At 41.3% G+C, this 23,619-nt stretch carries 19 protein-coding genes; 5 read left to right on the top strand and 14 right to left on the bottom strand.

Annotated features, from left to right (window positions below):
• Positions 1-187: 187 nt before the first annotated feature.
• Genes HWE15_RS03220 through HWE15_RS03205 form a run of 4 tightly spaced genes read right to left on the bottom strand, consistent with a single transcriptional unit; the run spans position 188 to position 3,226 of the window.
• Complete coding sequence (locus tag HWE15_RS03220; protein ID WP_290506054.1) at positions 188-1,450, bottom strand: pyridoxal-dependent decarboxylase; 1,263 nt, start codon at positions 1,448-1,450, stop codon at positions 188-190.
• Positions 1,451-1,462: 12 nt separating this feature from the next.
• On the bottom strand, positions 1,463-1,909 hold the full coding sequence (locus tag HWE15_RS03215) for a molybdenum cofactor biosynthesis protein MoaE (RefSeq protein ID WP_290506053.1): 447 nt from the start codon (positions 1,907-1,909) through the stop codon (positions 1,463-1,465).
• Positions 1,887-2,987, bottom strand: a complete 1,101-nt coding sequence (locus HWE15_RS03210; protein WP_290506052.1) for a HesA/MoeB/ThiF family protein — start codon at positions 2,985-2,987, stop codon at positions 1,887-1,889. The genes HWE15_RS03215 and HWE15_RS03210 overlap by 23 nt, the downstream gene beginning before the upstream one ends.
• Complete coding sequence (locus HWE15_RS03205) at positions 2,987-3,226, bottom strand: MoaD/ThiS family protein (protein ID WP_290506051.1); 240 nt, start codon at positions 3,224-3,226, stop codon at positions 2,987-2,989. Before HWE15_RS03205 ends, HWE15_RS03210 begins: the two co-directional genes overlap by 1 nt.
• A 318-nt stretch (positions 3,227-3,544) precedes the next feature.
• Between HWE15_RS03205 and HWE15_RS03200 the strand changes: the two genes are divergently transcribed.
• Positions 3,545-3,928, top strand: a complete 384-nt coding sequence (locus HWE15_RS03200; RefSeq protein WP_290506050.1) for a single-stranded DNA-binding protein — start codon at positions 3,545-3,547, stop codon at positions 3,926-3,928.
• A gap of 111 nt (positions 3,929-4,039) precedes the next feature.
• On the opposite strand, the gene HWE15_RS03195 is transcribed toward HWE15_RS03200, so the two are convergent.
• Genes HWE15_RS03195 through HWE15_RS03180 form a run of 4 tightly spaced genes read right to left on the bottom strand, consistent with a single transcriptional unit; the run spans position 4,040 to position 10,597 of the window.
• Positions 4,040-7,444 carry an efflux RND transporter permease subunit gene (locus HWE15_RS03195; RefSeq protein ID WP_290506049.1) on the bottom strand — a complete coding sequence of 1,135 codons (3,405 nt, stop codon included), beginning with the start codon at positions 7,442-7,444 and terminating at the stop codon, positions 4,040-4,042.
• A gap of 3 nt (positions 7,445-7,447) precedes the next feature.
• Complete coding sequence (locus HWE15_RS03190) at positions 7,448-8,581, bottom strand: efflux RND transporter periplasmic adaptor subunit (RefSeq protein ID WP_290506048.1); 1,134 nt, start codon at positions 8,579-8,581, stop codon at positions 7,448-7,450.
• A 40-nt stretch (positions 8,582-8,621) separates the two neighbouring features.
• Positions 8,622-9,980 carry a TolC family protein gene (locus HWE15_RS03185; RefSeq protein ID WP_290506047.1) on the bottom strand — a complete coding sequence of 453 codons (1,359 nt, stop codon included), beginning with the start codon at positions 9,978-9,980 and terminating at the stop codon, positions 8,622-8,624.
• Positions 9,981-9,991: 11 nt separating this feature from the next.
• The gene (locus HWE15_RS03180) at positions 9,992-10,597 is read right to left on the bottom strand and encodes a TetR/AcrR family transcriptional regulator (RefSeq protein ID WP_290506046.1); all 606 of its coding nucleotides are present in this window, start codon (positions 10,595-10,597) and stop codon (positions 9,992-9,994) included.
• A gap of 224 nt (positions 10,598-10,821) precedes the next feature.
• Here HWE15_RS03180 and HWE15_RS03175 point away from each other — a divergent pair, with 224 nt between their 5' ends.
• A complete protein-coding gene (locus tag HWE15_RS03175) occupies positions 10,822-11,622 on the top strand; it encodes an alpha/beta hydrolase (RefSeq protein WP_290506045.1) in 801 nt (266 codons plus the stop codon).
• Here HWE15_RS03175 and HWE15_RS03170 read toward each other — a convergent pair.
• From HWE15_RS03170 to HWE15_RS03155, 4 genes are all read right to left on the bottom strand, one after another.
• On the bottom strand, positions 11,619-11,981 hold the full coding sequence (locus HWE15_RS03170) for a DUF2116 family Zn-ribbon domain-containing protein (RefSeq protein WP_290506044.1): 363 nt from the start codon (positions 11,979-11,981) through the stop codon (positions 11,619-11,621). The two genes, HWE15_RS03175 and HWE15_RS03170, sit on opposite strands and share 4 nt — an antisense overlap.
• Positions 11,982-12,037: 56 nt before the next feature.
• The gene (locus HWE15_RS03165) at positions 12,038-12,646 is read right to left on the bottom strand and encodes a bifunctional 2-polyprenyl-6-hydroxyphenol methylase/3-demethylubiquinol 3-O-methyltransferase UbiG (RefSeq protein ID WP_290506043.1); all 609 of its coding nucleotides are present in this window, start codon (positions 12,644-12,646) and stop codon (positions 12,038-12,040) included.
• A gap of 52 nt (positions 12,647-12,698) precedes the next feature.
• Positions 12,699-15,356, bottom strand: coding sequence for a PQQ-dependent sugar dehydrogenase (locus HWE15_RS03160; protein WP_290506042.1), 2,658 nt, complete (start codon positions 15,354-15,356; stop codon positions 12,699-12,701).
• A 98-nt stretch (positions 15,357-15,454) separates the two neighbouring features.
• Complete coding sequence (locus HWE15_RS03155) at positions 15,455-16,153, bottom strand: LexA family transcriptional regulator (protein ID WP_290506041.1); 699 nt, start codon at positions 16,151-16,153, stop codon at positions 15,455-15,457.
• A gap of 104 nt (positions 16,154-16,257) precedes the next feature.
• Here HWE15_RS03155 and dinB point away from each other — a divergent pair, with 104 nt between their 5' ends.
• A complete protein-coding gene (gene dinB / locus HWE15_RS03150) occupies positions 16,258-17,448 on the top strand; it encodes a DNA polymerase IV (protein WP_290506040.1) in 1,191 nt (396 codons plus the stop codon).
• A 378-nt stretch (positions 17,449-17,826) separates the two neighbouring features.
• Here the strand turns inward: dinB and HWE15_RS03145 are convergent, their stop codons facing one another.
• The gene (locus HWE15_RS03145; protein ID WP_290506039.1) at positions 17,827-18,663 is read right to left on the bottom strand and encodes an alpha/beta hydrolase; all 837 of its coding nucleotides are present in this window, start codon (positions 18,661-18,663) and stop codon (positions 17,827-17,829) included.
• A gap of 522 nt (positions 18,664-19,185) precedes the next feature.
• On the opposite strand from HWE15_RS03145, the gene HWE15_RS03140 reads away from it, so the two are divergent.
• Both HWE15_RS03140 and HWE15_RS03135 read left to right on the top strand, forming a co-directional pair.
• On the top strand, positions 19,186-20,394 hold the full coding sequence (locus HWE15_RS03140) for a BamA/TamA family outer membrane protein (RefSeq protein WP_290506038.1): 1,209 nt from the start codon (positions 19,186-19,188) through the stop codon (positions 20,392-20,394).
• Positions 20,395-20,454: 60 nt separating this feature from the next.
• Positions 20,455-20,925, top strand: a complete 471-nt coding sequence (locus tag HWE15_RS03135; protein ID WP_290506037.1) for a hypothetical protein — start codon at positions 20,455-20,457, stop codon at positions 20,923-20,925.
• 106 nt (positions 20,926-21,031) lie between these two features.
• Here the strand turns inward: HWE15_RS03135 and HWE15_RS03130 are convergent, their stop codons facing one another.
• The gene (locus HWE15_RS03130; protein ID WP_290506036.1) at positions 21,032-23,566 is read right to left on the bottom strand and encodes a phosphoenolpyruvate carboxylase; all 2,535 of its coding nucleotides are present in this window, start codon (positions 23,564-23,566) and stop codon (positions 21,032-21,034) included.
• Positions 23,567-23,619: the final 53 nt, after the last annotated feature.

Genomic DNA, 23,619 nt, shown 5'->3' with positions numbered 1-23,619 from the left:
GGGTAAAATGATGCAGGCAATTAGTTAAGCCCATTGAACTTACCAAATTTTGATTGGAGAAAAACAATCTCCCAAAGGATTTCAATGAAAAAATTAATGCAACCGATTGATAATTTTGACTTATCTAAAAATTCAATCGATTCCAAAAATAAATCCCGCCAAATTGAGCGGGATTATGTTTTTCGAATTAGGACTTGACTTGAATTTTTTTGAACTCAGTCAAATCATGAATAAAGTCTTTTAAATGTTCAATTTCTACATGATCCATTAAGACAATTTTGTACCATTTATTCCCAGCATCATGCGATTGTGGAACAAGGTTGTATTTATGTGCAATTTCTTCAGGAACAGCGAAGGAACGGATAGTCACAATATTCATTTCAGGTTCTCTGAAATAGGGAACTTCCAATAGATCCAACTGCTTGCAGAGCCAGTTGGTACGCATTTTCAAAACAGAGATTTTTTCAAACCACTTATGTGGACCGTATGTGGTCAGGATTGTCCAAACCGCGACCGCATTCGCTCCGGATCGACTTCCGCAAAGCGTCAAATCCATCCCCTCTACATATTGGGCCTCGGTAGTCAGCACATTTTCGATCAAGCCTTTTCTACAAACGAAAATCCCCGTTCCATAAGGAGCTTGGAGCATTTTATGCGCATCGATCGTAATCGAAGAAATTTTCGGATTGGTAAAATTGATAGAGTTTTCTTCTTCTGAAAAAGGAAAAACAAAGCCACCGTAGGCTCCATCGACATGGAGACGATAATCCACTTCAAACTCCTCTAGAACTTCTTCCATCTGAACAGGATCATCTACAGAACCAAACATGGTTGTCCCCATATTGGCGATGACAATGAAATATTTTTTCCCTGCAGCCAAAGCAGTTTTTACTGTAGTCCGAAAATCCGTTCTTCTAATATCCCTGGTCACCTCATCTACAGGAACTTTGTACCACTCCAACATCAATAAGTTTGCACCTTTTGGAATGGAATAATGGGTATCCTCGGAAGCCAAAATCACGATTTCATCCAGTTTGGCTCCATGCTTTTTCATGAATTCATTTCGATAAATCCACATGGCCTGCATATTGGCCTCGGTACCACCTGGTGAAATATAACCATCATAGCCTCCTTCCTCAGCCTTAAACAAATCCACGGCAATCATATCCAACACTTCCCGCTCGATTTCCTGCGTACCCTTGAAAGAATATTCAGAAGTCCCGAAGGTATGACATCCAATGTGATTGGGATTTGCGATGTAGGTATTCAAAACCGGCATTTCCCGTAAAAAAAGAGACTCATTCGCAAAAACTTTTTCATCCAGTCGGGAAGCAGGATAGCCGAGGTTTGCGTCCTTGCTGAAATCCACATTTTCCTTCAAGGCACGCTGGACTCGAGTGAGTCGCTCTTCTGGAGTCAGCTTTTTCCAAAATTTCATATTAATCTGCATCAGTACTTGGGTTTATTGATTCACTTTCCAAACGTGTTCCTCACTGTCCAGCAATTCCTTTCCCCATACGGGTAATTCTGCCTTGATTCGCTCCACCAATTCATCGCAAGCGTCCATTGCCGCCCGTCTATGCTTGGAGGAAGTAAATACAAAAAGGCAAATTTGGCCTGCATCTACTCTTCCGAGACTGTGATAGATATGCATGCAGTTAAGGGGATATTTTGCAAAGATCGCTTCCCGTATTTCGAAGGCTTTTTGAAGCGCCATCTCCTCATAAGCTGTGTATTCAATTGCGACTACGGTACCATTATCTTTCTGGTCTTTTCGGACTTGTCCCAAAAAAATTGAGTGGCCACCAATATCCGTTTTACTCTGATGATTGGCTATGGATTTAGCGATCTTTTCAGGGCTTATGGCACCCTGAACGAAAATATTTTTAGGAGTTCTCTGTTTTTCCATGGTCATGTGGGGTTAAAATTGCTTGAATTCCTCCTCGGATCGAAAATACCGATTTTTGAGGAAAAACTTCCTGAATACGCCGGACAGCCTTCAGGCTTCGGATTCCTGTTTGACAAAAAAAGTATACCAATTCTTTTTCTTTGATTCGTTCGAAATGATCTTCGAATTCAGTGAATGGGATGGAAAGCGTATTCCATTTTTCAAGCTTGGGTTGTTCATTTTTCTCTCGCAAATCTACCAAAGCAGCAGAAGCTGGAATCGGATGGGGAATCTCCTCCCAGCTTATTTCAGGAAGCCCCACACAGGTCAACTCATAATCTGTATGGGAAAGCGCTTCTAAGGATTTGGGTATCGAGGCATGACCCTCCAAATTTGGTTTTATTTGAACTTCGTAAAAGCTTGCAGTTTTTGATTGATAGAAAAGGATGCGATTTTTTAGAGGCGTTCCAAAATCAGCCAATACTTTGATGGCTTCCATCGCCATGATATTTCCGATAATCCCTGGTAGAACTCCTATGACACCGGTTTCTGCACAATTTGGCACTTCATCGGCTTTTGGAGGATTTGGGAAAATATCGCGGTAATTACAGGAACCTTTCCCCAGATTAAAAACAGAAACTTGCCCCTCATGTTGAAATATCGCTCCAAAAACCAAAGGTTTGTTCAACAAGACACAAACGTCATTGACTAAATATCGGGTTGGGAAATTATCAGACCCATCAATCACCAAGTCATACGGCCGAATGAGATCTGCTGCATTTTCCGCATGGACGAAAGATGCTATTTCGGTAATTGAACAGTCCGGATATTGCCTACGCAAAAAATTAGCAGCCACTTCTGCCTTATTTTTCCCAACATCTTCTTGACCAAATAAAACCTGTCGATTTAGATTAGACACACTTACTTGATCCCCGTCCACAATTCCGATCTTACCCACTCCCATTGCAGTTAGGTAAAGAAGAATAGGAGCCCCCAATCCGCCTGCACCAATAACCAACACAGAGGAATTTTGAAGCTTCTCCTGTCCTTGAGATCCGAATCCCGGAACTAGTCGCTGTCTTTCAAAACGGTCAGCCATTAACCTCCTGAAAATGGTGGCAAAAGTGCAACCTCGGCTCCTTCAGGAATTTGTTCATCTCCCTGAACCAGTTTCTGATTCACTGCAATTGAAAACTTCATGGATTGGAGTTTCGGGAATTGAGCGAACAAATAATCTTTCAAGTTTTCTGTAGTAGCTATTTGATCTAAGGTCAATTTAGACTGTCCGATTTCTTCAGCAATCATTCCAAATGTTCGAATCCGAATTTTGTTTTTCATCTTTTAAAGATACTGTCTTTGGTAGCAACGCCCAAGAAAGAAGGGTTCTTAGCGTGGGGTTTTTACATCAAATTTTACTCTGTTTTCATGAAACCAGGCTTGTGAATTTCAATTTTTTCAAAATTTAGAAAATTCTAAAAAACACCCCAAACGATTTAAAAAAGGGGATTTATCCGACAGCAAACGACTACAATCGGATACAAACGGATACAAACGACTGATTCCCGACTTTTCGATGAGCCCTATTGCAACTTTGGATCATCAAGTTTTTCCTCTGGCGAAAACGAAAAAAAATTCTAACCAAAAACACACGTAATCATGAACACGCTAAGAAACAAAGTTCAACTAATCGGTCGCATGGGCGACAACATCGAAGTTAAAACACTTGAATCCGGTTCTAAAATCGGAAAGGTAAGTCTTGCTACCAACGAAACTTACAAAAACCAGCAAGGTGAAAAGGTGACTGAAACCACCTGGCACAATTTGGTGATCTGGGGCAAGCAGGCAGAGCTATTAGAGAAGTATACTTCCAAAGGATCAGAGATCGCGATCGAAGGAAAAATCTCCAACCGGAGCTACACGGACAAGGAAGGAATCAAGCGCTATATTACAGAAATTGTGGTCCATGACTTCATGTTCTTGGGCGCTCCTAAAAACCAAGAAGGAAGCCCAGTTTCAGAAGAAGCAGATCTTCCTTTCTAAAGCTAGCATAGTACATAGCGATATTCCAAAACCAATCGCTTTGAAAATGAAAAACCCCCGTGGACAATGTCCCGGGGGTTTTGAATTAAAAAACCACCAACCTTAAATCAATCATGCTTTAACCTTACGGAGTTTCATATTTACCTTATCGGCTAACAAATACATAACTGGTACGATCACTAACGTAAGAAATGTTGCAAAGGTTAACCCAAAAATCACGGTCCATGCCATCGGCCCCCAAAAATCTGCATTATCACCTCCTACATAGAATTGGGGATCAAATTCACTCAACAAAGTGCCAAAATTGATATTCATCCCGATAGCAAGCGGAATCAATCCTAACACTGTAGTAATCGCGGTCAAGAGTACTGGACGAAGTCGCGTTTTTCCAGATTCGATAATACTGTCAACCAAATCTGCGTAAGAAAGAACCTCATCATCTCCTATTCCTAAAGCTTCGCGTTTCCTTGCACGAACCAAGTTTGTATAATCGATCAATACAATCGCATTATTCACCACAACCCCAGCAAGAGAAATAATCCCGATTCCAGTCATGATTACCACAAAATCCATATTGAAGATCACCAATCCTAAGAACACCCCAATGGTACTTAGAACCACAGAAGCCATGATAATAAATGGCGTGGTAACAGAATTAAACTGTGCAACAATGATCAAGAAAATCAAGGACACCGCGATTGCAAGGGCGCGAACCAAAAACTCCATGGATTTCGCTTGCTCTTCCTGCTCACCGGTAAACTTCACTGTAATTCCATCCGGGACATCATATCCGGCCAAATATTGGCGAATGGTATTATTGATTTCCGTAGCATTGAATCCATCCAGTACGTTGGAATAAATCGTAACTGCTTTTTCCAAATCCTTTCGCTTCACTGAGCCATAGGTCGAACTGAATTCAATATCAGCTACTGCCGATACAGGAACTTCCCGCTTCGTACCAAATTTATCCCGGAAGCCAATTTTCTTATTGACAAGGGCATCAATATTATAGCGGTATTCTTCTTCCAATCGAAGTTGAATGGGATAATCATCCTCCCCTTCCTTAAACTTCGAAACTTCTAAACCAAAAAGCGCAGTTCGCATTTCAGTGGCAATGGTTGAAGTGGACAATCCGAATCGACGGGCCTTGTCCCGATCGATATCCACGATCAACTCAGGACTACCCAAGGAAAGGTCTGTTTTCAATTCTTCAATCCCTGGAATATTCTTGCTATTGATGAAGTCGAGGGTTTGATTGACATAACTGATCAACTGATCATAATCTTCTCCTGAAAATTCAATGTTGATCGGCTTACCAACAGGTGGCCCAGCTCGCTGCTTATCCACTGTAATCAGAACGCCCGGATAGTTTTCTGCCAATTCACGGATCTTCTCCATGGCTTGATTGGTATTGATTCCCTGCCGTTCGATATAATCCACAAAGCCAATGGTAATTTTTGCCTTATGAGGCGTTGCCTGTCCAGAGTTTCCTTCAGTAGGATCGCCTGTCCCCTCTCCAACCTGGGAAATCATGGAATCGATGATGTCTTGGTAATCCTTTAAGACATTCGCTACTTGATCTTCAAAATCATCCACAAAAGCATTGGTCGCCTCTATGTCCGTACCAATTGGAAACTCTACATAGACATTGACCAATTGAGGCTGATTATCAGGGAAAAACAACACCTTTGGCGCTCTCACGAAATATAAAGAAACTGACAGGATCAAGAGCACATTCACTCCCGCAAAGAAGAAATACGGGCTTTTCCCTTTTAAGGCAAAATTTAAGATTTGCTCATACACATTCTCCAATCGAACCAAAAAGACTGTTTGAAACCATTTTATGGCACCTCTCAAGAGGAACACATTAAATAAGGTCAACACTGACGAAACCAATGCCAGGGAGCCCATTGCCGTCCATCCAGTCAAATAAAACAGAATTGAAAGCACTAGAAAAACACCAGATACAGTGATCGGTTTCCGCTTGGATTTTACTTTATTGACATCCTCCACCTTCATGTACATGGATGTCAAAACAGGGTTGATGATCAAGGCAACAAACAAGGAAGAAGACAATACAATGATCAAGGTGATCGGAAGGTATTTCATAAAGTCCCCGATTGTATCTTCCCAGAAAGCCAAAGGCAAGAAGGCCGCTAACGTAGTAGCTGTAGATGTAATAATGGGCCAAGCCACTTCTCCTACCCCTTCTTTCGCTGCACGAAGAGGTGATTTCCCTTCAGACATCAAGCGGTAAATATTCTCCACGACCACAATCCCATTATCCACCAACATCCCCAAAGCAAGGATAAGTGAAAACAGCACCATCAGATTCAAAGTGATTCCGAAGGAATTGAGCACCAAAAATGAGATAAACATGGACAATGGAATTGCAGACCCCACGAAGAGGGCATTTCGGAATCCCAAGAAGAACATCAACACCAAAACCACGAGAATCACCCCGAAAATGATAGAGTTCTCCAAGTCATTTACCTGGGTCCGAGTAGTCTTACTTTGGTCATTATTGATCGTAATCTCCAAATCAGGAGGGAAACGGTTTGCTTTCGTTTCTTCAATGATTTGTTTGATTTGATCTGCTGCATTGAGGAGGTTTTCGCCGCTTCGCTTTACCACATTGATCGTTACAACAGGAAGATTTTTCATCCTAGCGTAAGAACTTCGATCCTTGTAGGTATCCTTTACCTCTGCGACATCTCGGAGATATACGATTTTATCATTGTCTGTTTTAACAATGACATCGAGGATTTCCATGGGATCGGTAAATTCTCCATCCACACGCAAGGTTCTCTGGAAATCACCTCCACGGATACTACCTCCAGAAATCGTCACGTTTTCTGAACGAACTGCATTAGCGATATCATCAAAAGTTACCCCTACCGATTCCATCTTGTAAGGATCGGCGTTGATCTGAATCTCTCGCTCTACAGTACCCGCTAAATCTGCCTTAGAAATTTCCGGAAGCTTTTCAATTTCATCTTCCAAATACTCTCCGAATTTCTTCAATTCTGCTTCAGAATAATTTCCCGAAATATTCACATTCATAATCGGGAAATCGGAGGTATTAATTTCTAAGACATTAGGATCCTGATCCAAGTCTGAAGGCAATTCGCTTTTGGACTTATCTACCGCATCTTTTACATCTTGAATTGCCTTAGAAATTTCAACACCAGGGTTAAATTCCACGACGATCGATGAAAAATCCTGAACTGAAGTGGATTTGATATCTTTTACATCATTGAGGGATTTGAGCTCCTTCTCGATGGGGCGAGTAATAAGATTTTCCATATCCACGGGTGAGTTACCAGGATAGGGTGTTCCCACATAAACTGTCGGAATAACCACTTCTGGAAAACTCTCCTTAGGCATGGTTCGATAAGCTCCCAATCCCAAGACGGTGATAATCAGCGTTAGAATGACGACTGAGGTGGAATTATCCACACTCAGACTGGTCAATCCAAACTCTCTCGTTGTTTTCGAATTCGTTTGTTCGGCCATGTCTTATTGCTGTGCAATGGTTACATTAAAATTATCTCCCACTTCACGGAAGCCTTTATCTACCAGTTTTTCGTCTCCAGATAAACCTTCCAAAATTTCAGTTTGCTGCTGAAAAGTCTTTCCTCGCTGTACGTAGGTTTTGATTGCTTTTCCTTCCCTCACGACAAAAACGTAGTCTCCACGATTATCACTCAAGATTAATTTAGAAGGAACCACTACAGCTTCCTCATTTTCATAATCCTTGATATCGAGGATGGCGAGCATATTAGGCTTTACTAAGTCCAATTTTGGAAGAAAAACCTCCACTTTAAATGTGCGATTATTAGGATTAATGATAGCACCAACAGCAGATACCCGAGATTCAATCACCTCTCCAATGGAAGGAAAAGAAACTTTTACAGAATCTCCTTTGCCTAATACTCCAACATAAGATTCAGAGATATCAGCCTCAATGAACAGATCACTTTCTCCTACAAATTGAAACATCGGTGAACCTGGCTGCACCAATTCGCCCAATCGGACAGTTACGGTTTCTACCGTTCCATCAAATGGAGCTTTCACCATGGTTTTATCGAGTTGGGTCTTTAAAGAGGCAAGACTCCGCTCTAATCCTTCTTTTCTGTTTTTAGCCTCTAGGTATTGAACTTCCGTTCCGATCTCCTGTTCCCAAAGTCTCTTTTGTTTTTCGAAAAGTGTCGTAGCCAAGCTCAAGGAGTTTTCAAGCTCATCAATATTTCGTTGGATAACTTCGGAGTCAATTCTTGCCAAAATTTGCCCTTTGGTCACCCGCATACCTTCCATGGCTGGAATTTCCAACACTTGTCCGGCGGTCTCTGCGGAAATACTTACATTTTTCTTGGAAAGCACAGAACCTGTAACCTCGACGAAGTGCTCAAATCGTTCCTTCCGAGTATCTGCGGTGGTGATTAATACAGATTTTTGATTTTGCTTGGCAAATTCTGGATCCAATTGCATGAGTTCAGCTTCAAGGTCCCGAATCGTTCCATTCAGCTCGATCACCTGCGTTTTCAACTCCTCAAGTTTTGCTTTTTTTGCTTCCACTGATTCATCCTCAGCACAACCGAAACTCAAAACAACCACTAAGGTGATGGGTAAAAATCTCAAAATTGTTTTCATGTTTTTGATTTCTATCTTCCCGGAGGGAAAGGGTGTTGGTTTAGTTCAATAAATCGTTCTTTAATATTCCAAGGGCTCTTTCCAAATCGACTTTGGAAACCAATCCATCGTAAAGAGCAGTCAGATAGTTGATTTCAGCCTCGATCAAGGCTGCATCTGCTTCCACTACTTCCAAGTTGGATCCTACGCCTTCTTGATATTTAATTTTTGTGATGTCATAGACCTCCTTGGCTAAGTCAAGATTTTCTCGCTGAACACGAAGAATATTCAACTCGTTTTGAAGGTTTGCCTTGGCAGTGTAAACTTCATTTTTAATACTTTCATTCAGGAAATATCGCTGGTTTTCCAGCTGCTGGATTTGAATTCGATTGCGTTGAATTTTAGCACTTTTCAACAATCCGTCGAAAATGGGAATCTGCATGCTTACTCCCAACAAGGAACTACCAAACCAATTTTGGCTATCATAAACAGTCCCAAGCGAATTTCCAGCTCCAGATCGGATTCCATTCGCTACGAAGTCAATGGTAGGCATGTATTGGGATTGATTGTTTTTCAAGTCCAACCAAACGAGTTCGATATTAGTCTGTAATTGAGACACTTCTACCCGCTCTCTTCCTTCATCAATTAAAAGGGCATTGATCTCTTCGATTGGATTCAATTCCTCAAGGGTCTCCGTGATTAAAACGTCATACTCCATAGGAAGTCCCATTTGAAGTTTTAGGATTTGCTCACTGATTTCCAAGGCCGTTCGACTGCGCTCTAATTGAGAGAAGGTATTGTTTCGCTGAACCTGAATTCGGGAAACATCCATTTTCTCTGCAAAACCGGCTTCATTTAGCGCCCGCGTCTCATTGAGTAAGGTGTCAATTCGTGCTAAGTTAGCTTCAGCTAATCGAATTCGCTCCTGATTTACCAAGACCCCGAAGTAAGCTTTCTTAACAGCCTCAATGGCATCATTCTCGGTTTTGATTTTGTCTAAATCAGTCAATTCCTTGTAGGTTTTTGCTGCTCGAAGGCCTACGAAGAAGGACCCATCGAAAATCATCTGGCGAACGTTCACTCCTAAACTTGATTGAAAGCTCACTCCAAATCGAGCAGGAATCACATCTCCAGGAATACTTGGGTCACCAAACGGGGGTTCGTTGGGAAGGAAAACGACCGGAATAGCCGGATTGTAATTTAGGTCTAATGAACCTGTGATCTGAGGAAGCCCTGATGCGGTCGTTTCTTTGATCGTTGCTTTTGAGATCAAGGTCTCCAATTGGGCATTTTTTACATCGACATTATTTTCGAGTGTAAAATTCAACGCCTCCTCTAGGGTCAATTCTACAATTTCCTGTGAATTAGCCTGAAAATTCAGGGCAAAACCAATCAGGAAGAGCATGAATAGTTTTTTCATTTCAATGCGTTTCAAATAGTTTTTTCTTGCTGAGTTTTATAAGCTTCACGTCCCTTTTCTGTGAATATTCCGTGAAGAAAATGATCCATCATTTCAAGTTGGATCTTAACGATATCATAATTGGCATCTTGGAAATTAGACGAGTCCATAGCTCCAGAAATCTGATCTACCCGGATTCTTGCCAAAATAGGAACTTCGATTTCCTGTCTGAAATAGCCCAATTTTTTGCCCCGTTCGAGGATGTCCATCATCTGAGAAAGAATCACCTCCTCTTTATGATGAACAAATATTTGCCAGGCATCAGGAAAGTACTTCTGAACTTCCATGATGGTAATTGGATTGATGGACTGCAATCGCTCACGCATCATCCTTGACAAATGAACCAAGGTTTCAATCACGTGATCATCCGAATCATTCATTATAACCTCGATCATATTTTGATCTCGCTTTAAAACCTGATCGAAGGCGATCTTTACCAGCTCCTTTTTGTCTGCAAATTCTTGATACAAGGTTTTTTTTGAAATCCCCAGGTGCCTGGCGATATCATCCATGGTCACACTGCGTACCCCATACCTCGAAAACTGCTCGATGGCCGCTTCCAAAATTTTTTCACGCATCGCTACTTTTTCTATTTAGCCTGCAAAACTATGGAAACGATTACAATGTTCAAAGTTTCCTGAGTTTTTTATAAAATTTTATTTGGAATACAATTCCTTCAAAAAGATTAAATTGTTCGGTTTCGAACAAATATGTATTTTCATAATACAAAATTTTGTATTCTATCATTTACCTGATACTAAAATTTGATTTTTGATAATTTTGGAGCTGATTTTAATTTTTAATGAATTTTATTGAAAGCCCATACGGAAAATTGCACTACTCCATAGATGGGGAAGGAACAGAAACCTTTCTAATCTTGCATGGATTTGGGCAAAGCTCGGTAGATATGAAGGCCTTTTCCCTTCTTCGAAAGCCCCAGCAGCGTTTTATTTTTCTCAATAATTTCTACCACGGAAAAAGTCGATGGTTTGATTCTCAAAAGCCTTTATCAAAAACAATTTGGAAGGCATTTATCAATAAACTTCAGGAAAAAGAAAGCTTTCAAAAATTTCATCTCATAGGATATAGTATGGGAGGAAAGTTTGCACTCCTCACCTTTGAGCTATTGGATAGGCAAGTCCAGAGCTTAACCTTACTCGCACCTGATGGAATAAAAACAGGGCTTTGGTATAGCATTAGCAGCTATCCGGGTTCTTTTCACGGATTTTTCAAAGGAGTAGTCTTTAGACCACAATTATTCTTCGGATTGATGAACGGCTTGAATTCTGCCGGCTTACTGGAAAGCAGTATTGTGAAATTTGTGCAAACCCAAATGGAAACCCGCTCTCAAAGAGCTCATGTATATTTTACCTGGAAAGTCTTTGGGGGAATTCACCTTCACTTAGGAAAAATCATCCGGCAGGCAAGAAGTAGTCAGATTCCTGTCAACTTATTTTTAGGAGAGTTTGACAAAATGGTTACTCATGAAAATCTAAATCGATTTTCTTCAAAAATCCCTCAGATTCGCGAGATAATCCTACCCGTGGGACATGGTCAATTAATCGAAAAAACGGTGGATTATCTTGAAAAAGAATTCGCTTAATTTTCCTTTCGCCGAACAATCAAATACCAATCCCCATCCAATGGCAAATAGCCGTAATCATAGCAAAAATGATAAACGCTACCCTTTTTAGTCTCAATTGTATGCGTTAAATACTGAAAATCAAAACCTTCTCTCAACAACCTTTCTTTGGTGGTTTTTGCCATATCCTCGCCGCTCGCAATGAAAGATTCTAAAATATTCCGGTTCTTCTTGATTTTGTGATTGATTCGCCGGATAAAATTGCTATTGTCCGCATACTGTTTGTAGTTGTAATTATTCCTACACTGATCATCACAAAACTTCTTATCAGATCGGCCTTGCAAGGGAGCACCACAATTAAAACAAGTCTTTTTCTCCATGATTTAAAAAGTTTATTTGAATTTATAAAATTAGTTGAAAAATCCAAACAGCAATCCTACTTGCGAGCAACTAAGCGAATTACCGAAGACAGACCTACATGATATTCTCCTTCTTTCATTTCAGTAACTGTCTTCTCAAAATATAACCATTCCAGCTTTCCAAAATCCCTATCCAACTCCTCTTTTGAAAATAACATAGAGGCATCTCTAGGCCCTCCCGCTTTTGGATTTATGGAATTATATTCCAAATGTTCTTTTGAAAAAGCTTCCAAAATCAAGGTTCCTCCGGGTTTAAGCAAACCAAGCAAACCTTGATGCAAAGCATATCGAATTTCATTCGGAAAGTGGGCAAAAATCAAAACCAAGAGATCAAAACTCTCCTGTTCAAAATTCATCTGATCCAAAGTACCAACGGAATAATTGATTTTCACCCCTCTCTCCAAGGCCAATTTTTCTGCTTTCTTCTTGGCAGACTCACTAATATCAAAAGCACAAACCTCCCATCCATTTTCAGCAGCAAAAACAGCATTTCTACCCTCTCCTTCTGCAGGAAAAAGTGCTTTCCCCGGCTTTAAATCAAGGAGCTCAGATTGAAAAAACCGATTAGGCTCTTTACCATAGACATATTCTTCAGCTGCATAACGGGTATCCCAAAATTCTTTCATGATCTTGATTTTTGATAAAAAGAAAAAGGGGAACTAGAAAGTTCCCCTCCTTTTAGCGTTTGAAAAGAATTCGATCCAGATTAAAGGTATTCCAAATGGAAATCCCGGAATCTGTCTTTAGAACAAAATAAATATCCGCAGTTTCTTCGGTTTTATTCAGCGGAATGACCTCAAAAAAATATCCCTTTTGATCACCCTGACGGAGGATTTCTGAAATACCAATCCTTGGACCCGTCGGAGAACCAAGGCGAATTTCTAATCGACCTTCTATCCCTGCAGGGTTTACAAGAACCTCCACTTGCCTTATTCCCCTCAAGTCAATTTGGTCAAATGCAATCCAGGAATTTCGCTGCGTAAATCTCACAAAATTCAGTCCATTGGCATTGGCTTTAGCTGTATTTTCAAAGCGATCTGCAGCAACTGCTTTCATATCTGGATGGCGGAGTAACAATTGAGCATTCCCACGTAATGGAGCAATTTCATTAGCACCTTGATCCGTGTAGCTTGCCTGAACCAAATAATAGCCCTCCGGATTATCGGATTGCTCCGGGGAAAACTCGCCTTCTAAGGGCCAGGAGACTTTACCGTAATCCGGATCTTCCAAAGCCAAGATAAAATCAACCATCTGCCCTACTTGCTCTTCCGGTAAATGGGTATGTCCAGGCATGATGCGTTCGCCTCCCCAAACGCCTCCACCACCATTTCGGATCTTCCCAATAAGGTAGTCTTTAGCGTCAGACTGGCCTTTATATTTGGCGGAAACTTCCTGATAGGTCGGCCCAACCGATTCATTGGCAATGGCGTGACAAGCCTTACAACCAGCCTGCGTGATAAAATTTTCTCCAACAGAAACTTGCTCCTCCTGATGGCCTGCCTGAATTAAATCAAAGCCCCCCGCGATGTAGTCAATGGAAAAATCAATTCTCTCAGAATCAATTTCTCCATCCTCTCGATCCACAACTTGCACTGAATACTGAACAGGCTGATCTTCAAAATAGAAACTGCTATTTCCGGCCCATTCGATAAATACCTGAGGGCGTTCATTTCCTACCTGAATCTCAAGCTTCGAAGATGCTTTTTCTCCCTCCATATCAGTGACTGTCAATGTCACAGGATAAATTCCCGGCTTTTCGAAAGTGTGGGAAGGGTTTGGAGTATTATTACTCGAGCTACCATCCCCAAAATCCCAAGAATATGTCAGCTGATCTTCTGGGTCAAAATCCATCGATCCTTCTGAAGAGAAATTTACCTCAAGAGGGGCTGCTCCAGTTCGCTGATTCGCGTTGGCTTTGGCTACAGGCTCGCGATTTCCTGGAGCAAACTCAATCCGGTACAAGCCCGAATCATCATTTTGTGCCCGCCAGTAGGTCCCATATTCCAGCACATAAAGCGAACCATCTTTAGCAAACTGCATATCCACGGGCTTATCAAATACAGTCGAAGGCATAAATCGCTCCATGGTATCGTATTCGAAATTTTCGGTCAAAGAAACAGTGAAAATCCAGTTTCGCATCCAATCATAAATAAATAGCTTGTCATTGTAATAGCCTGGAAAACGAACAGCTGAATTTTCATAATCCTCCCGATGATAGACAGGGCCTGCCATGGCATTTCTACCACCTGTGCCAAGCATAGGGAACTCCTCCGACTCATCATAGGGATACCAAATCAATGCCGGCTGGGCAGGAGGCAATTGCTCTAAACCAGTGGTGTTTGGGCTGGTATTGACAGGAGCTGCGGGGTCAAATTCAAAAAGACTTTTCTGAGTTTCAAAATCGTATTTCCAATAAGGCTTATTATTTCCTACAAAGTAAGGCCAACCAAAGAACCCCGCTTTTGTCGCTAAATTGATTTCATCATGACCTTTGGGACCTCTACGTGCCGAATCCACAGAGGCATCCGGCCCCACTTCACCCCAGAAAAGATTCCCGGTATGCTGATCGATAGAAATTCTATAGGGATTCCTATTACCCATCACGTAGATTTCAGGTCGGGTATTAGGTGTACCGGGAGGGAAAAGATTGCCTTCAGGAATGCTGTATGTTCCATCCGCTTCCGGCTTAATTCGGATGATAGCTCCACGCAGATCATTGGTGTTCCCTGAGGTTTTTTGTGCATCTACATTGGCAGGACGGTCTTGACGCTCATCGATTGGATTGTAATTATCTGACTCGAAAGGGGTGGTATCGTCACCGGTAGATAAGAAAAGCAGTCCATTGGCATCAAACTCAATAGAACCTCCCGAGTGACAGCATCCTCGAAAGACAGGGATTTCGAGCATTATTTTTTCGGAACCTAGGTCAAGACGATTTTCGACAAAATCAAATCGGGAAAGACGGTTAACATCAGGGCTATAATTATTGGGAGCATAATAAAGATAAATCCAATGATTTTGATTGAAATTCGGGTCCTTGGCAAGCCCCAAAAGTCCATCTTCACCTTCAATATAGACATCCAGTTCACCGACTACAGTTGTCTCCCCTGTAGCAGCTTCGTATAATTTTAGCAAACCAGCCCGCTCGATAAAAAGCACATCCCCATTGTCTAAGACTTCGAGTTCCATAGGTTCGTTAAGCTTTTCGACCAAAGTCACTTTGGTAAAGCGAGTCTCATCGGGTTTGACGGTAGCAAAGGGGTCCACATCTTTTGGGGAGCAGTTCCAAAGCAATCCAAGCAGGACCAAACATCCTGAAAAACGACTAAAATTCATGAAAGCAGGTTTTTAGGTCTATTGTGCCTTTAAGATATACATGTCAAAGCAAAAGCCATAAACCAATGGTGGAAATGAATAGATTCCTCTTCAAAAATTCACTCACTCATCACCAAGCGATATCGCCACACCTCCCGAACTTGCTCTATCTCTACATCAAAAGGCGGATAAATCGGATTGGAGGAACAGAGTAGGAGTTTTTGATCAGATTGAATACGATTGTAAGCGATTTTAAAGGTCACACCATCCTGCTCTGTGACAATCACATAGCGATCACCATTTTTTATAGACATCCAGTCATCTACATATTCACAGACGATCCAAGCTCCATCAGGAATTGGTAACATGGAATCCCCATCCACTTGAAATACCCGGTGCTTTTTGTCCATGGGTAGAAAAGGCAAGGAAAATCGCGGTAATTCTGAGATATACTCCGGATCAGCAAAACCAGCCAAATAACTGGCTTTAGCCTTTTGCGAAACGACTTCGATCAGCTCTCTACCATCCGCATCCACTGTTGTCGACAGGATTCGAAGTTTTCGCCCACGAAGAAATTTATCTGTTTCCAGTAATTCCCGGAGTTTGTATTCGGAATAGGAGCTTAAATCTTCCCGCAATAAAATGTCGATCGAGACTCCGAGTTGGTCAGAAATTCTAGCAAGTGTTTCAAGAGGTGGATTAATATTCAGTTCGTATCCCGCCAATTTTGAGCGAGAAATCAACAACCTTTCCGCCAACTCCAGCTGCGTTAAACCTTTCTTTTTTCGGAGAAATTTAATGTTTGAATGGAGGTACATAGTTCAATTAAATTAAGACAACTTCCGACACTTCCCTATCCCAAATGTAAGAATATTGATTAAATTATAAACATTATAATGACAATATTATTAACAAAAAAGCCATGGAGGGGAAACGAAGTATCGCACATATGGATTTGGATACGTTTTTTGTGTCGGTGGAGCGGCTTTTTGATAGCCGCCTGAATGGCAAGCCTATTCTAATCGGAGGCTCGAGTGACCGGGGCGTTGTGGCTTCTTGTAGTTACGAGGCGCGAAAATTTGGCGTGCACTCCGCTATGCCCATGCGGACGGCAAGACAGCTCTGTCCCGAAGCAGTTATCGTCAAGGGGGATTTTGAAAAATATAGCCAAAAATCCCATGAGGTTACCGAAATCATCAAAGAAACCGTCCCGCTTTTCGAAAAATCTTCCATCGATGAGTTTTACATAGACCTGACGGGGATGGACCGCTTTTTCGGCTGCTTCAAACTTGCCCACGAACTCCGGCAGCGCATCATCAAAGAGAGCGGATTGAATATTTCCATGGGACTATCGGAGAACAAAACCGTCTCCAAAGTAGCCACCGGCGAGGCCAAGCCCAATAATGAAAAGCAGGTACCCAACGGGCAGGAAAAGCCATTTCTCGCCCCACTCTCCGTGCGTAAAATTCCGATGATCGGCGAAAAAACCTCCCAAACGCTCTATAACATGGGCGTCAAAAAGGTCCATACCCTGCAGCAGATGCCTTCCCAACTTCTGGAAGCAACTTTTGGGAAAAATGGCAAGATGATCTGGGAAAAAGCGAATGGCATCGATCGAAACCCCGTTATCCCCTACTCCGAAGCTAAGTCGGTTTCCTCCGAAAACACCTTCGAAGAAGATACCATCGATGTTCAACTACTGGAAGCGACCCTGGTGGCGATGACAGAGCAACTCGCCTCTAAACTTCGTCAGAAGGGACAACTGACCGCCTGTGTGAGTGTGAAGATCCGCTATTCGGACTTTGAGACGCATACCATGCAGCAGCGGATTCCCTACACTTCGGCAGACCATAGCATCCTGCCGATTGTGAAGGAGCTTTTCCGCAAGCTCTACAGCCGCCGTCTCCTCATCCGACTGATCGGGGTACGCTTCAGTAGCCTGGTCTATGGCAATTATCAAATCAAACTCTTCGAAGATACCCAAGAGCAGATCAACCTCTACCAAGCCCTAGACCGACTCAATGTCAAGTATGGAGACAAAACTGTCTGTCGGGCCGTAGCCATGGGTGTAGGAAGAAGACGATTTAATCCTTTTAATGGGATGGAGGTTTGAGAATATCAAAAGTAATCTCAGAATAGGTTAGAAAACTTACTAGGCATAAGTGAATCTAGTATCTCAAGACAGAAATCGTCAAAATAAGAATATTCAAAATGTATTGGCTCAGAATTTTCCATTTAAAAGAACTGTCCAAATCAGAAAAAAATATTGGACTAATGACTTTCTTAACTGGATAGTCATATAAATCAAATTAAAGCCAACCAATGCCCCAATTACAAGTAACGAAAAATCAAATTTTGGAATAACCCGGTATAGCATAGCCGAAATTATATATGCAAATATCGTGAGTACAGAAGCTCTGACAAGCGTTTTTCGTAGATGATTAACGTCCACAATTACCGGATATAACTTTATACCAAAATTGATTTTTTCTTACATCCGCTCCTTTACCCAGTCCAAAATATGCCGAAGCACCTCATCGCGATCGGAGTCATTGAGTAATTCGTGATAAGCGCCTTCAAAGGATTTAAATATTTTATCCGATGAAGGAGAAGCATCAAAAAGCAGTTGGGAACCCACTGGATTCGTGAGTCGGTCGGCGGTGCCATGAGCCATAAAAAATGGAAAATCGAATTGATTCGCTTCAGATTGGACATATCGCATCATCTGAAGGAGTTCATAGCCAGTTCGAACCGGAATTTTTCCCTGATAAACCAAAGGGTCACTTTTATATTTCTCCACTTCCTCCGGAATTCGAGAGATCCCTTCAATATCCAAAGCTAAGGCTTTTAACCTGGGGGCTATCTTATTTAGAAATCCCGAAACAGCCACCAAAACCGGAGAAGTTCCTTCTGCTTCTTTGATTGCAGGAGCTGAGAGAATGATTCCCTTGACCTCTGGTTGGAACTTCAAAGCATAAGCTGCTGTCAATCCCCCTCCCATACTATGCCCAAAAATAAAACTAGGAACGCCGGGAACGTAGGCTTTCACTTTTCCATATAAAGCATGAATATCCTCGAGATAATCCTGGTATGAGTTAAAGTATGCACTAGGACTCGGCAGATCGGATTTGCCATGACCTCTTCCATCAAAGGTAAAAACTGCCACACCCAGCTCTACTAAACCATTCACCAATGATCCATACCTTCCGCTATGTTCCCCAAGTCCATGAATAAGCAGCAAAGCGGCTTTTAGTTTCTCGGGCATCCAGGCCTGAAGATAAAGTTTCACTCCATCGGGAGCTTGATAACTAGTTTCGAGATGCTTCATGAAGTTTTGTTGCTAAAAACCTGAAAATACAAAAGAAATAGAAATGGTTTCAGAATTTATCCAAAGTAGCTCTCTTCAGAATGTAATTCCTCAAAATATCCGTAAAAAGAGACGATATCTGATTATTGAACAGAACTAAATAAACGTCCGTTTTCAAGCAAAAAATTAATCCTGAAAATTAACCATTCGTCGGGTTTAATTCCCTGAAATCATAAAAAGTCCTAAAGCCAGAACCTAAGCAATATCCTTTTAGTATTTGTAGTTACCATAGTCAAAGTTTGTTTTGCTTCTCATACGGAGAGTAAAGCTTTTCTTATAGTTTAGTTGATGAAGACATGGTAAAAGCTCCTTCGGGAGCTTTTTTTGTTACTATTCAAAAAATCCTAACAATTGCCTTCTCCTCAACTTATCCTTACTCATTAAAATTTTGTTCCTTTAAAACTGAACATCAAGGATTGTTTACTAACTTATTTGCGGACACCATATCAAGAATAAGTGATTTCTAAAAACACCCTACACGGCATGAAGACCAGCTTTCTTACCCTTCTATTTTGGAGCCTTCTTCATGTGTCTTATTCCCAAAGCACTCAGGGATTTCAACCCAATAAAATCAATAACTTCAAACTGGTTCCTTTGCCAGCAGTAGCATCCAATCCAGCTAATGGATGGATGTTTGGATTAGCTCCATCTGCTACTTGGTATATGGGCAGCCCTGAGAACACGAAACTTTCAAATCTTGTCGGGAACCTACTCTACACAACCAAAAAACAGTGGATTTTTAGTGTACGAAGCAATATTTTTCTTAGCGAAAACAGTCTCATCTTGATCGGTGACTGGCGCTATTTCCTCACTTCACAGCCTACCTATGGATTAGGCAGCAGCAGTCCGAATGAGGTACAGTTAGATTCTTATTTCCCATCAAATAATGGTGTTCTATGGGGTGAGCAGCAAATGGATTTTACCCTAATTCGGTTTTACGAGGCCGTATTAAAACGCATATCGGACACTAATTTTTACCTAGGCATTGGATATCACTTGGATATTCATTCTAAGATCGAGAATTTCCTTACTGAGGAGCAAGGAACACCTATGGGCCAATTCTCTCATGACGCCTATAATCTTTCTCATGGATTTGACACTGATTCTTACACGCTCTCAGGCTTAACCCTAAATGCAGTGTATGAAAACCGAGATGTTGCAGTATCGCCTTATGAAAAGAATTTTGCCTGGGTATCTTACAAGGTAAATCCTTCTTTTTTAGGGTCTGATCAGTCTTCTTCTACCCTTCAGGTAGATTATAGACATTATTTCAATCTTAATTCTCAGCGCAAACGACATTTAGTTGGAGTCTGGGCTTATGGTAATTTTTTGGTCTCTGGAAACTTACCTTATATGAACCTCCCCTCTTTAGGTTGGGACATGTTTGGAAGAACGGGTCGAGGCTATGCTCAAGGAAGATTCAGAGGGGAATCAATGCTTTATTCTGAAATCGAATACCGCTTTCCTCTACAACAAAACAAAGAGACTTTTGGAGGAACGCTCTTTTTTAACGCCAACTCTTTTGGAAGTAAGTTTAATGGAGAGAAACTCCTGGAAGCGATCAATCCTGGTTATGGTCTCGGATTACGTGTCATGATCAATAAAGCCAACCGAACGACAATTGCGGCTGATTATGCTTTTGGGCGAAAAGGAAATTCAGGATTTTACCTTAACATAAACGAGTCCTTTTAGTGAATTCAATGACAACAATCCCATAATAACTTCATCAACTTCAAAATTTACCCCCCTATTATGAAAAAAATCAGCCTTTTTATTTTCGCCTCCTTGCTGTTCACCGGCATTTCTTTTGGTCAAGATGTCAACGATGAGATTACCCTGATTCAGGCCGAGTTTGGAATGGAAAAAAGACAAATCGTCGACGAAGTCATGGATCTTCCTGAATCCATCAAGTCTGGATTTTGGTCCATCTATCAACAATATGAAGCTGAACGTCAATTATTAGCTCGGGAAAGATTGCTGGTCATTGATGAATATCTGAATTCCTATGAATCCTTGGATAATGAAATTGCCAATTCCCTCGCTACTCGAATCCTGAAAAATGATGCTTCCCTGGCAAAACTCCATCAGAAGTATTATAAGAAATTCAAGAAAGTTACGTCTGCGCGGGATGCTGCCAAGTTTCTCCAACTAGATGATTACATTCACAACACCATTCGAAACGCCTTACAGCAAGAGCTTCCGTTCATCGATGAGTACAAATAAACCTTCTGGCATCAAGCACATTTTCCAGAACAACTCGAGATAAAGCAAAAACGCCTCAGAATAATTTCTGAGGCGTTTTTCATTTTAATATTTATAAAATTTGTTTCTAAGCTGCATTCCTCGCTGCGTTGATAATTCCAAACATGCTTCTCAAAATCAGCTTTTGCAAGACCGCTTTATCTTTTCCGTCTTCAAGCATGGTTTGAATCGCATATTGCTGAATGGTAATCAGAGGAAGAACAATCTTTTCCCGAATAGCGATGGAGGTTTTAATCACCGGGTTGTCTTTCATCAGCTCATCCATCGCTGCCACTTTTTTAATCGCTTCAATCGATCGTTGATATTCTTCAAACATCAATTCCCAAAACTCTTTGTATTCGGCATTATTTTTCAAATATGCAGTTGCAGGATAAAAACACTTATTTAAAGATTGCATAGAATTCCCCAAAAGGGTTCTAAAAAACAAGCTGGAATGATAAAGCTTTTGCAAATCCTCCAAATGTCCTTTTTTCTCCATTTCAGCAATAGCGGCACCTACCCCATAATAACCTGGAATATTTTGCTTCATTTGTGCCCAAGATCCGACAAATGGAATGGCTCGAAGATCTTCAAACTTCAGCCCCTCGGATTTTCCACGCTTCAAAGGTCTTGAGCCAATATTGGTCATCCCAAAGTATTTAAGCGGTGTCACGTATTCCAAATAAGGCACAAACTTAGGGTGGTTTTTAAACTCCTTGTACGCTTCATAGCCACTGTCGGCAAGCTCGGCAATCAAAACCCGCTGAGACTCGGTTAAATTGCGTTCTTCATCGGAATACAGATGATTCTCCAATCCCGCACTTAGTAATTGTTCAAAATTATAAGTACAGGAAGCCTGTTTTCCATAGTTAGCAGAAATCGTCTGCCCTTGAATGGTCACCTGTATCTCGGCATTCTCCACCTGTTCTCCCAAAGAAGCATAAAAGTTGTGCATATTTCCACCTCCTCGCGCCGGAGGCCCCCCACGACCGTCAAAAAACACAACTACGATCCCATTTTCTTTGGAAACGCGTGTCAGTTCCTCCTTCGCTCTTAGAATTGACCAATTGGCTTTTAAATAACCACCATCCTTGGTTCCATCGGAAAACCCAAGCATGATCGTTTGTTTATTTCCTCGTTGCGCCAAATGCTTTTGGTAAACGGGAAGCTGATACAAAAAGCGCATAATCTCAGGAGCAGCCGCAAGATCATCTACAGTTTCAAATAAAGGAACTATATCCAAAGAAAGTCCCTTTCCATCCTGATCCAATGTTAGCTTTGCCAATTGAAAAACTTCTAGAAGATGCTTTGCCGATTGACAGTTCGAAATGATATAGCGATGTAAGGCATCCTCGCCATTTTCACGCTGAACATGCCCTATTGCTTCAAAGGACAATAACATTTCCCGATGAAATTCATCCTTGAAGGCCTCTACTTTGGGAAGTTTTTTTAAGGATAAAATCTGGTCAATTTGACTCAGTTCATCCTCTTCCCAAGAGCTATTTTCAATTTCCATTAATTCATTCCAAAGCCCATCATGCTTCCGGCTATCCTGTCGCATATCCATGTAAGCAAAATGAAATCCGAAAATCCGAACCTTTAAAATGAATTGGTCCAGTAATTCCAAGAACAAGCCATCATGGTGATTGATCAAAGCCTTACGGGCCAAAAGAAGCTCTTCCAACAATTGATCTGCACTGTGATAAACAGGTTTTTCTTCAAATAAGGTATCATAAATTCCTCGCTCTACCCGCATCATCACTTCTTCCACATGCTTAAATGTCAGCCTCCTCCGTAGCTTTCGAAGATCCCGATAATAACATCTCAAAATCCATTTTTTCAAGCGCTCGGCCACCTGCATGGTGGTTTGATGGGTCACAAAGGGATTTCCGTCTCGATCTCCTCCAGGCCAAAATCCGATTTTCAGTAAGCCTGGATTTTCCCAACTATGAAGCGGCTGATCCAGCATTTTCAAAAGTCGAATCATAATATCCGACACACTTTGATAAAAAATATTCTCTAAATACCAGATCAAACTCACTGCTTCCTCATATGGACTTGGCTTCTCTCGCTTGATAAAGCCAGTCTTTCCGAGTTGCTGCAAAAGCAAGTTGATTCGTCCAATATCATCATGACGAATGGCGTCTTCCAAATCAGTAATTATCCCCAAAACATTTCCCGGATAAAACTGTGTAGGGTGAGCAGTAAGAGTAAGTCTGACAGAAAAGGTTTTTAATTTTTCAATCAACTCTTCCTTTTTCCGATCCCCTTCCGCTCGGGTAATCAATGCCTTAATCGATCCTTTGCCTCCCAGATCATTTATTTTTTCATAGGCTGCGTCTTCTATGGAGTCAAACAATACGACCTGTCTTTCCACATATTGGATCATTTGAAAAAGGAGATCATTTTGCTCTTTTTCGGTATTCTGAGACATCAATTCATCAAAAAACCCTTCAATGATTTCCCGGGGTGTTTTGCCTTCTTCAAATCCTTTTTGACAAGAATTTGCCAATAAAGGCAACATTGTCCCTGTTCGGAAAATATTATCAAACGGTAAATCAAGAAAAAGCGAATTGTAAATCGTAAATCGTTTGGCTACTTCTATGTCGTAGGTGGTATACATTTCGGAAGATTAAATTAGTAAGGCTTAAATTAAAAATTATTCGCCTTTTTATC

The organism is Algoriphagus sp., assembly GCF_013373065.1.
In the GTDB taxonomy this organism is placed as follows: domain Bacteria; phylum Bacteroidota; class Bacteroidia; order Cytophagales; family Cyclobacteriaceae; genus Algoriphagus.
This window is presented reverse-complemented; position numbering and strand designations above follow the sequence as displayed.

Bases quoted from the DNA above. Each gene is read 5' to 3' on its own strand.
- HWE15_RS03130 (WP_290506036.1), bottom strand. From the start codon at position 23,566: ATGTATACCACCTACGACATAGAAGTAGCCAAACGATTTACGATTTAC.
- dinB (WP_290506040.1), top strand. From the start codon at position 16,258: ATGGAGGGGAAACGAAGTATCGCACATATGGATTTGGATACGTTTTTT.
- HWE15_RS03210 (WP_290506052.1), bottom strand. From the start codon at position 2,987: ATGGCTGACCGTTTTGAAAGACAGCGACTAGTTCCGGGATTCGGATCT.
- HWE15_RS03155 (WP_290506041.1), bottom strand. From the start codon at position 16,153: ATGTACCTCCATTCAAACATTAAATTTCTCCGAAAAAAGAAAGGTTTA.
- HWE15_RS03135 (WP_290506037.1), top strand. From the start codon at position 20,455: ATGAAAAAAATCAGCCTTTTTATTTTCGCCTCCTTGCTGTTCACCGGC.
- HWE15_RS03165 (WP_290506043.1), bottom strand. From the start codon at position 12,646: ATGAAAGAATTTTGGGATACCCGTTATGCAGCTGAAGAATATGTCTAT.
- HWE15_RS03180 (WP_290506046.1), bottom strand. From the start codon at position 10,597: ATGCGTGAAAAAATTTTGGAAGCGGCCATCGAGCAGTTTTCGAGGTAT.
- HWE15_RS03205 (WP_290506051.1), bottom strand. From the start codon at position 3,226: ATGAAAAACAAAATTCGGATTCGAACATTTGGAATGATTGCTGAAGAA.
- HWE15_RS03220 (WP_290506054.1), bottom strand. From the start codon at position 1,450: ATGCAGATTAATATGAAATTTTGGAAAAAGCTGACTCCAGAAGAGCGA.
- HWE15_RS03215 (WP_290506053.1), bottom strand. From the start codon at position 1,909: ATGGAAAAACAGAGAACTCCTAAAAATATTTTCGTTCAGGGTGCCATA.
- HWE15_RS03185 (WP_290506047.1), bottom strand. From the start codon at position 9,980: ATGAAAAAACTATTCATGCTCTTCCTGATTGGTTTTGCCCTGAATTTT.
- HWE15_RS03175 (WP_290506045.1), top strand. From the start codon at position 10,822: ATGAATTTTATTGAAAGCCCATACGGAAAATTGCACTACTCCATAGAT.
- HWE15_RS03145 (WP_290506039.1), bottom strand. From the start codon at position 18,663: ATGAAGCATCTCGAAACTAGTTATCAAGCTCCCGATGGAGTGAAACTT.
- HWE15_RS03160 (WP_290506042.1), bottom strand. From the start codon at position 15,356: ATGAATTTTAGTCGTTTTTCAGGATGTTTGGTCCTGCTTGGATTGCTT.
- HWE15_RS03190 (WP_290506048.1), bottom strand. From the start codon at position 8,581: ATGAAAACAATTTTGAGATTTTTACCCATCACCTTAGTGGTTGTTTTG.
- HWE15_RS03170 (WP_290506044.1), bottom strand. From the start codon at position 11,981: ATGGAGAAAAAGACTTGTTTTAATTGTGGTGCTCCCTTGCAAGGCCGA.
- HWE15_RS03200 (WP_290506050.1), top strand. From the start codon at position 3,545: ATGAACACGCTAAGAAACAAAGTTCAACTAATCGGTCGCATGGGCGAC.
- HWE15_RS03195 (WP_290506049.1), bottom strand. From the start codon at position 7,444: ATGGCCGAACAAACGAATTCGAAAACAACGAGAGAGTTTGGATTGACC.
- HWE15_RS03140 (WP_290506038.1), top strand. From the start codon at position 19,186: ATGAAGACCAGCTTTCTTACCCTTCTATTTTGGAGCCTTCTTCATGTG.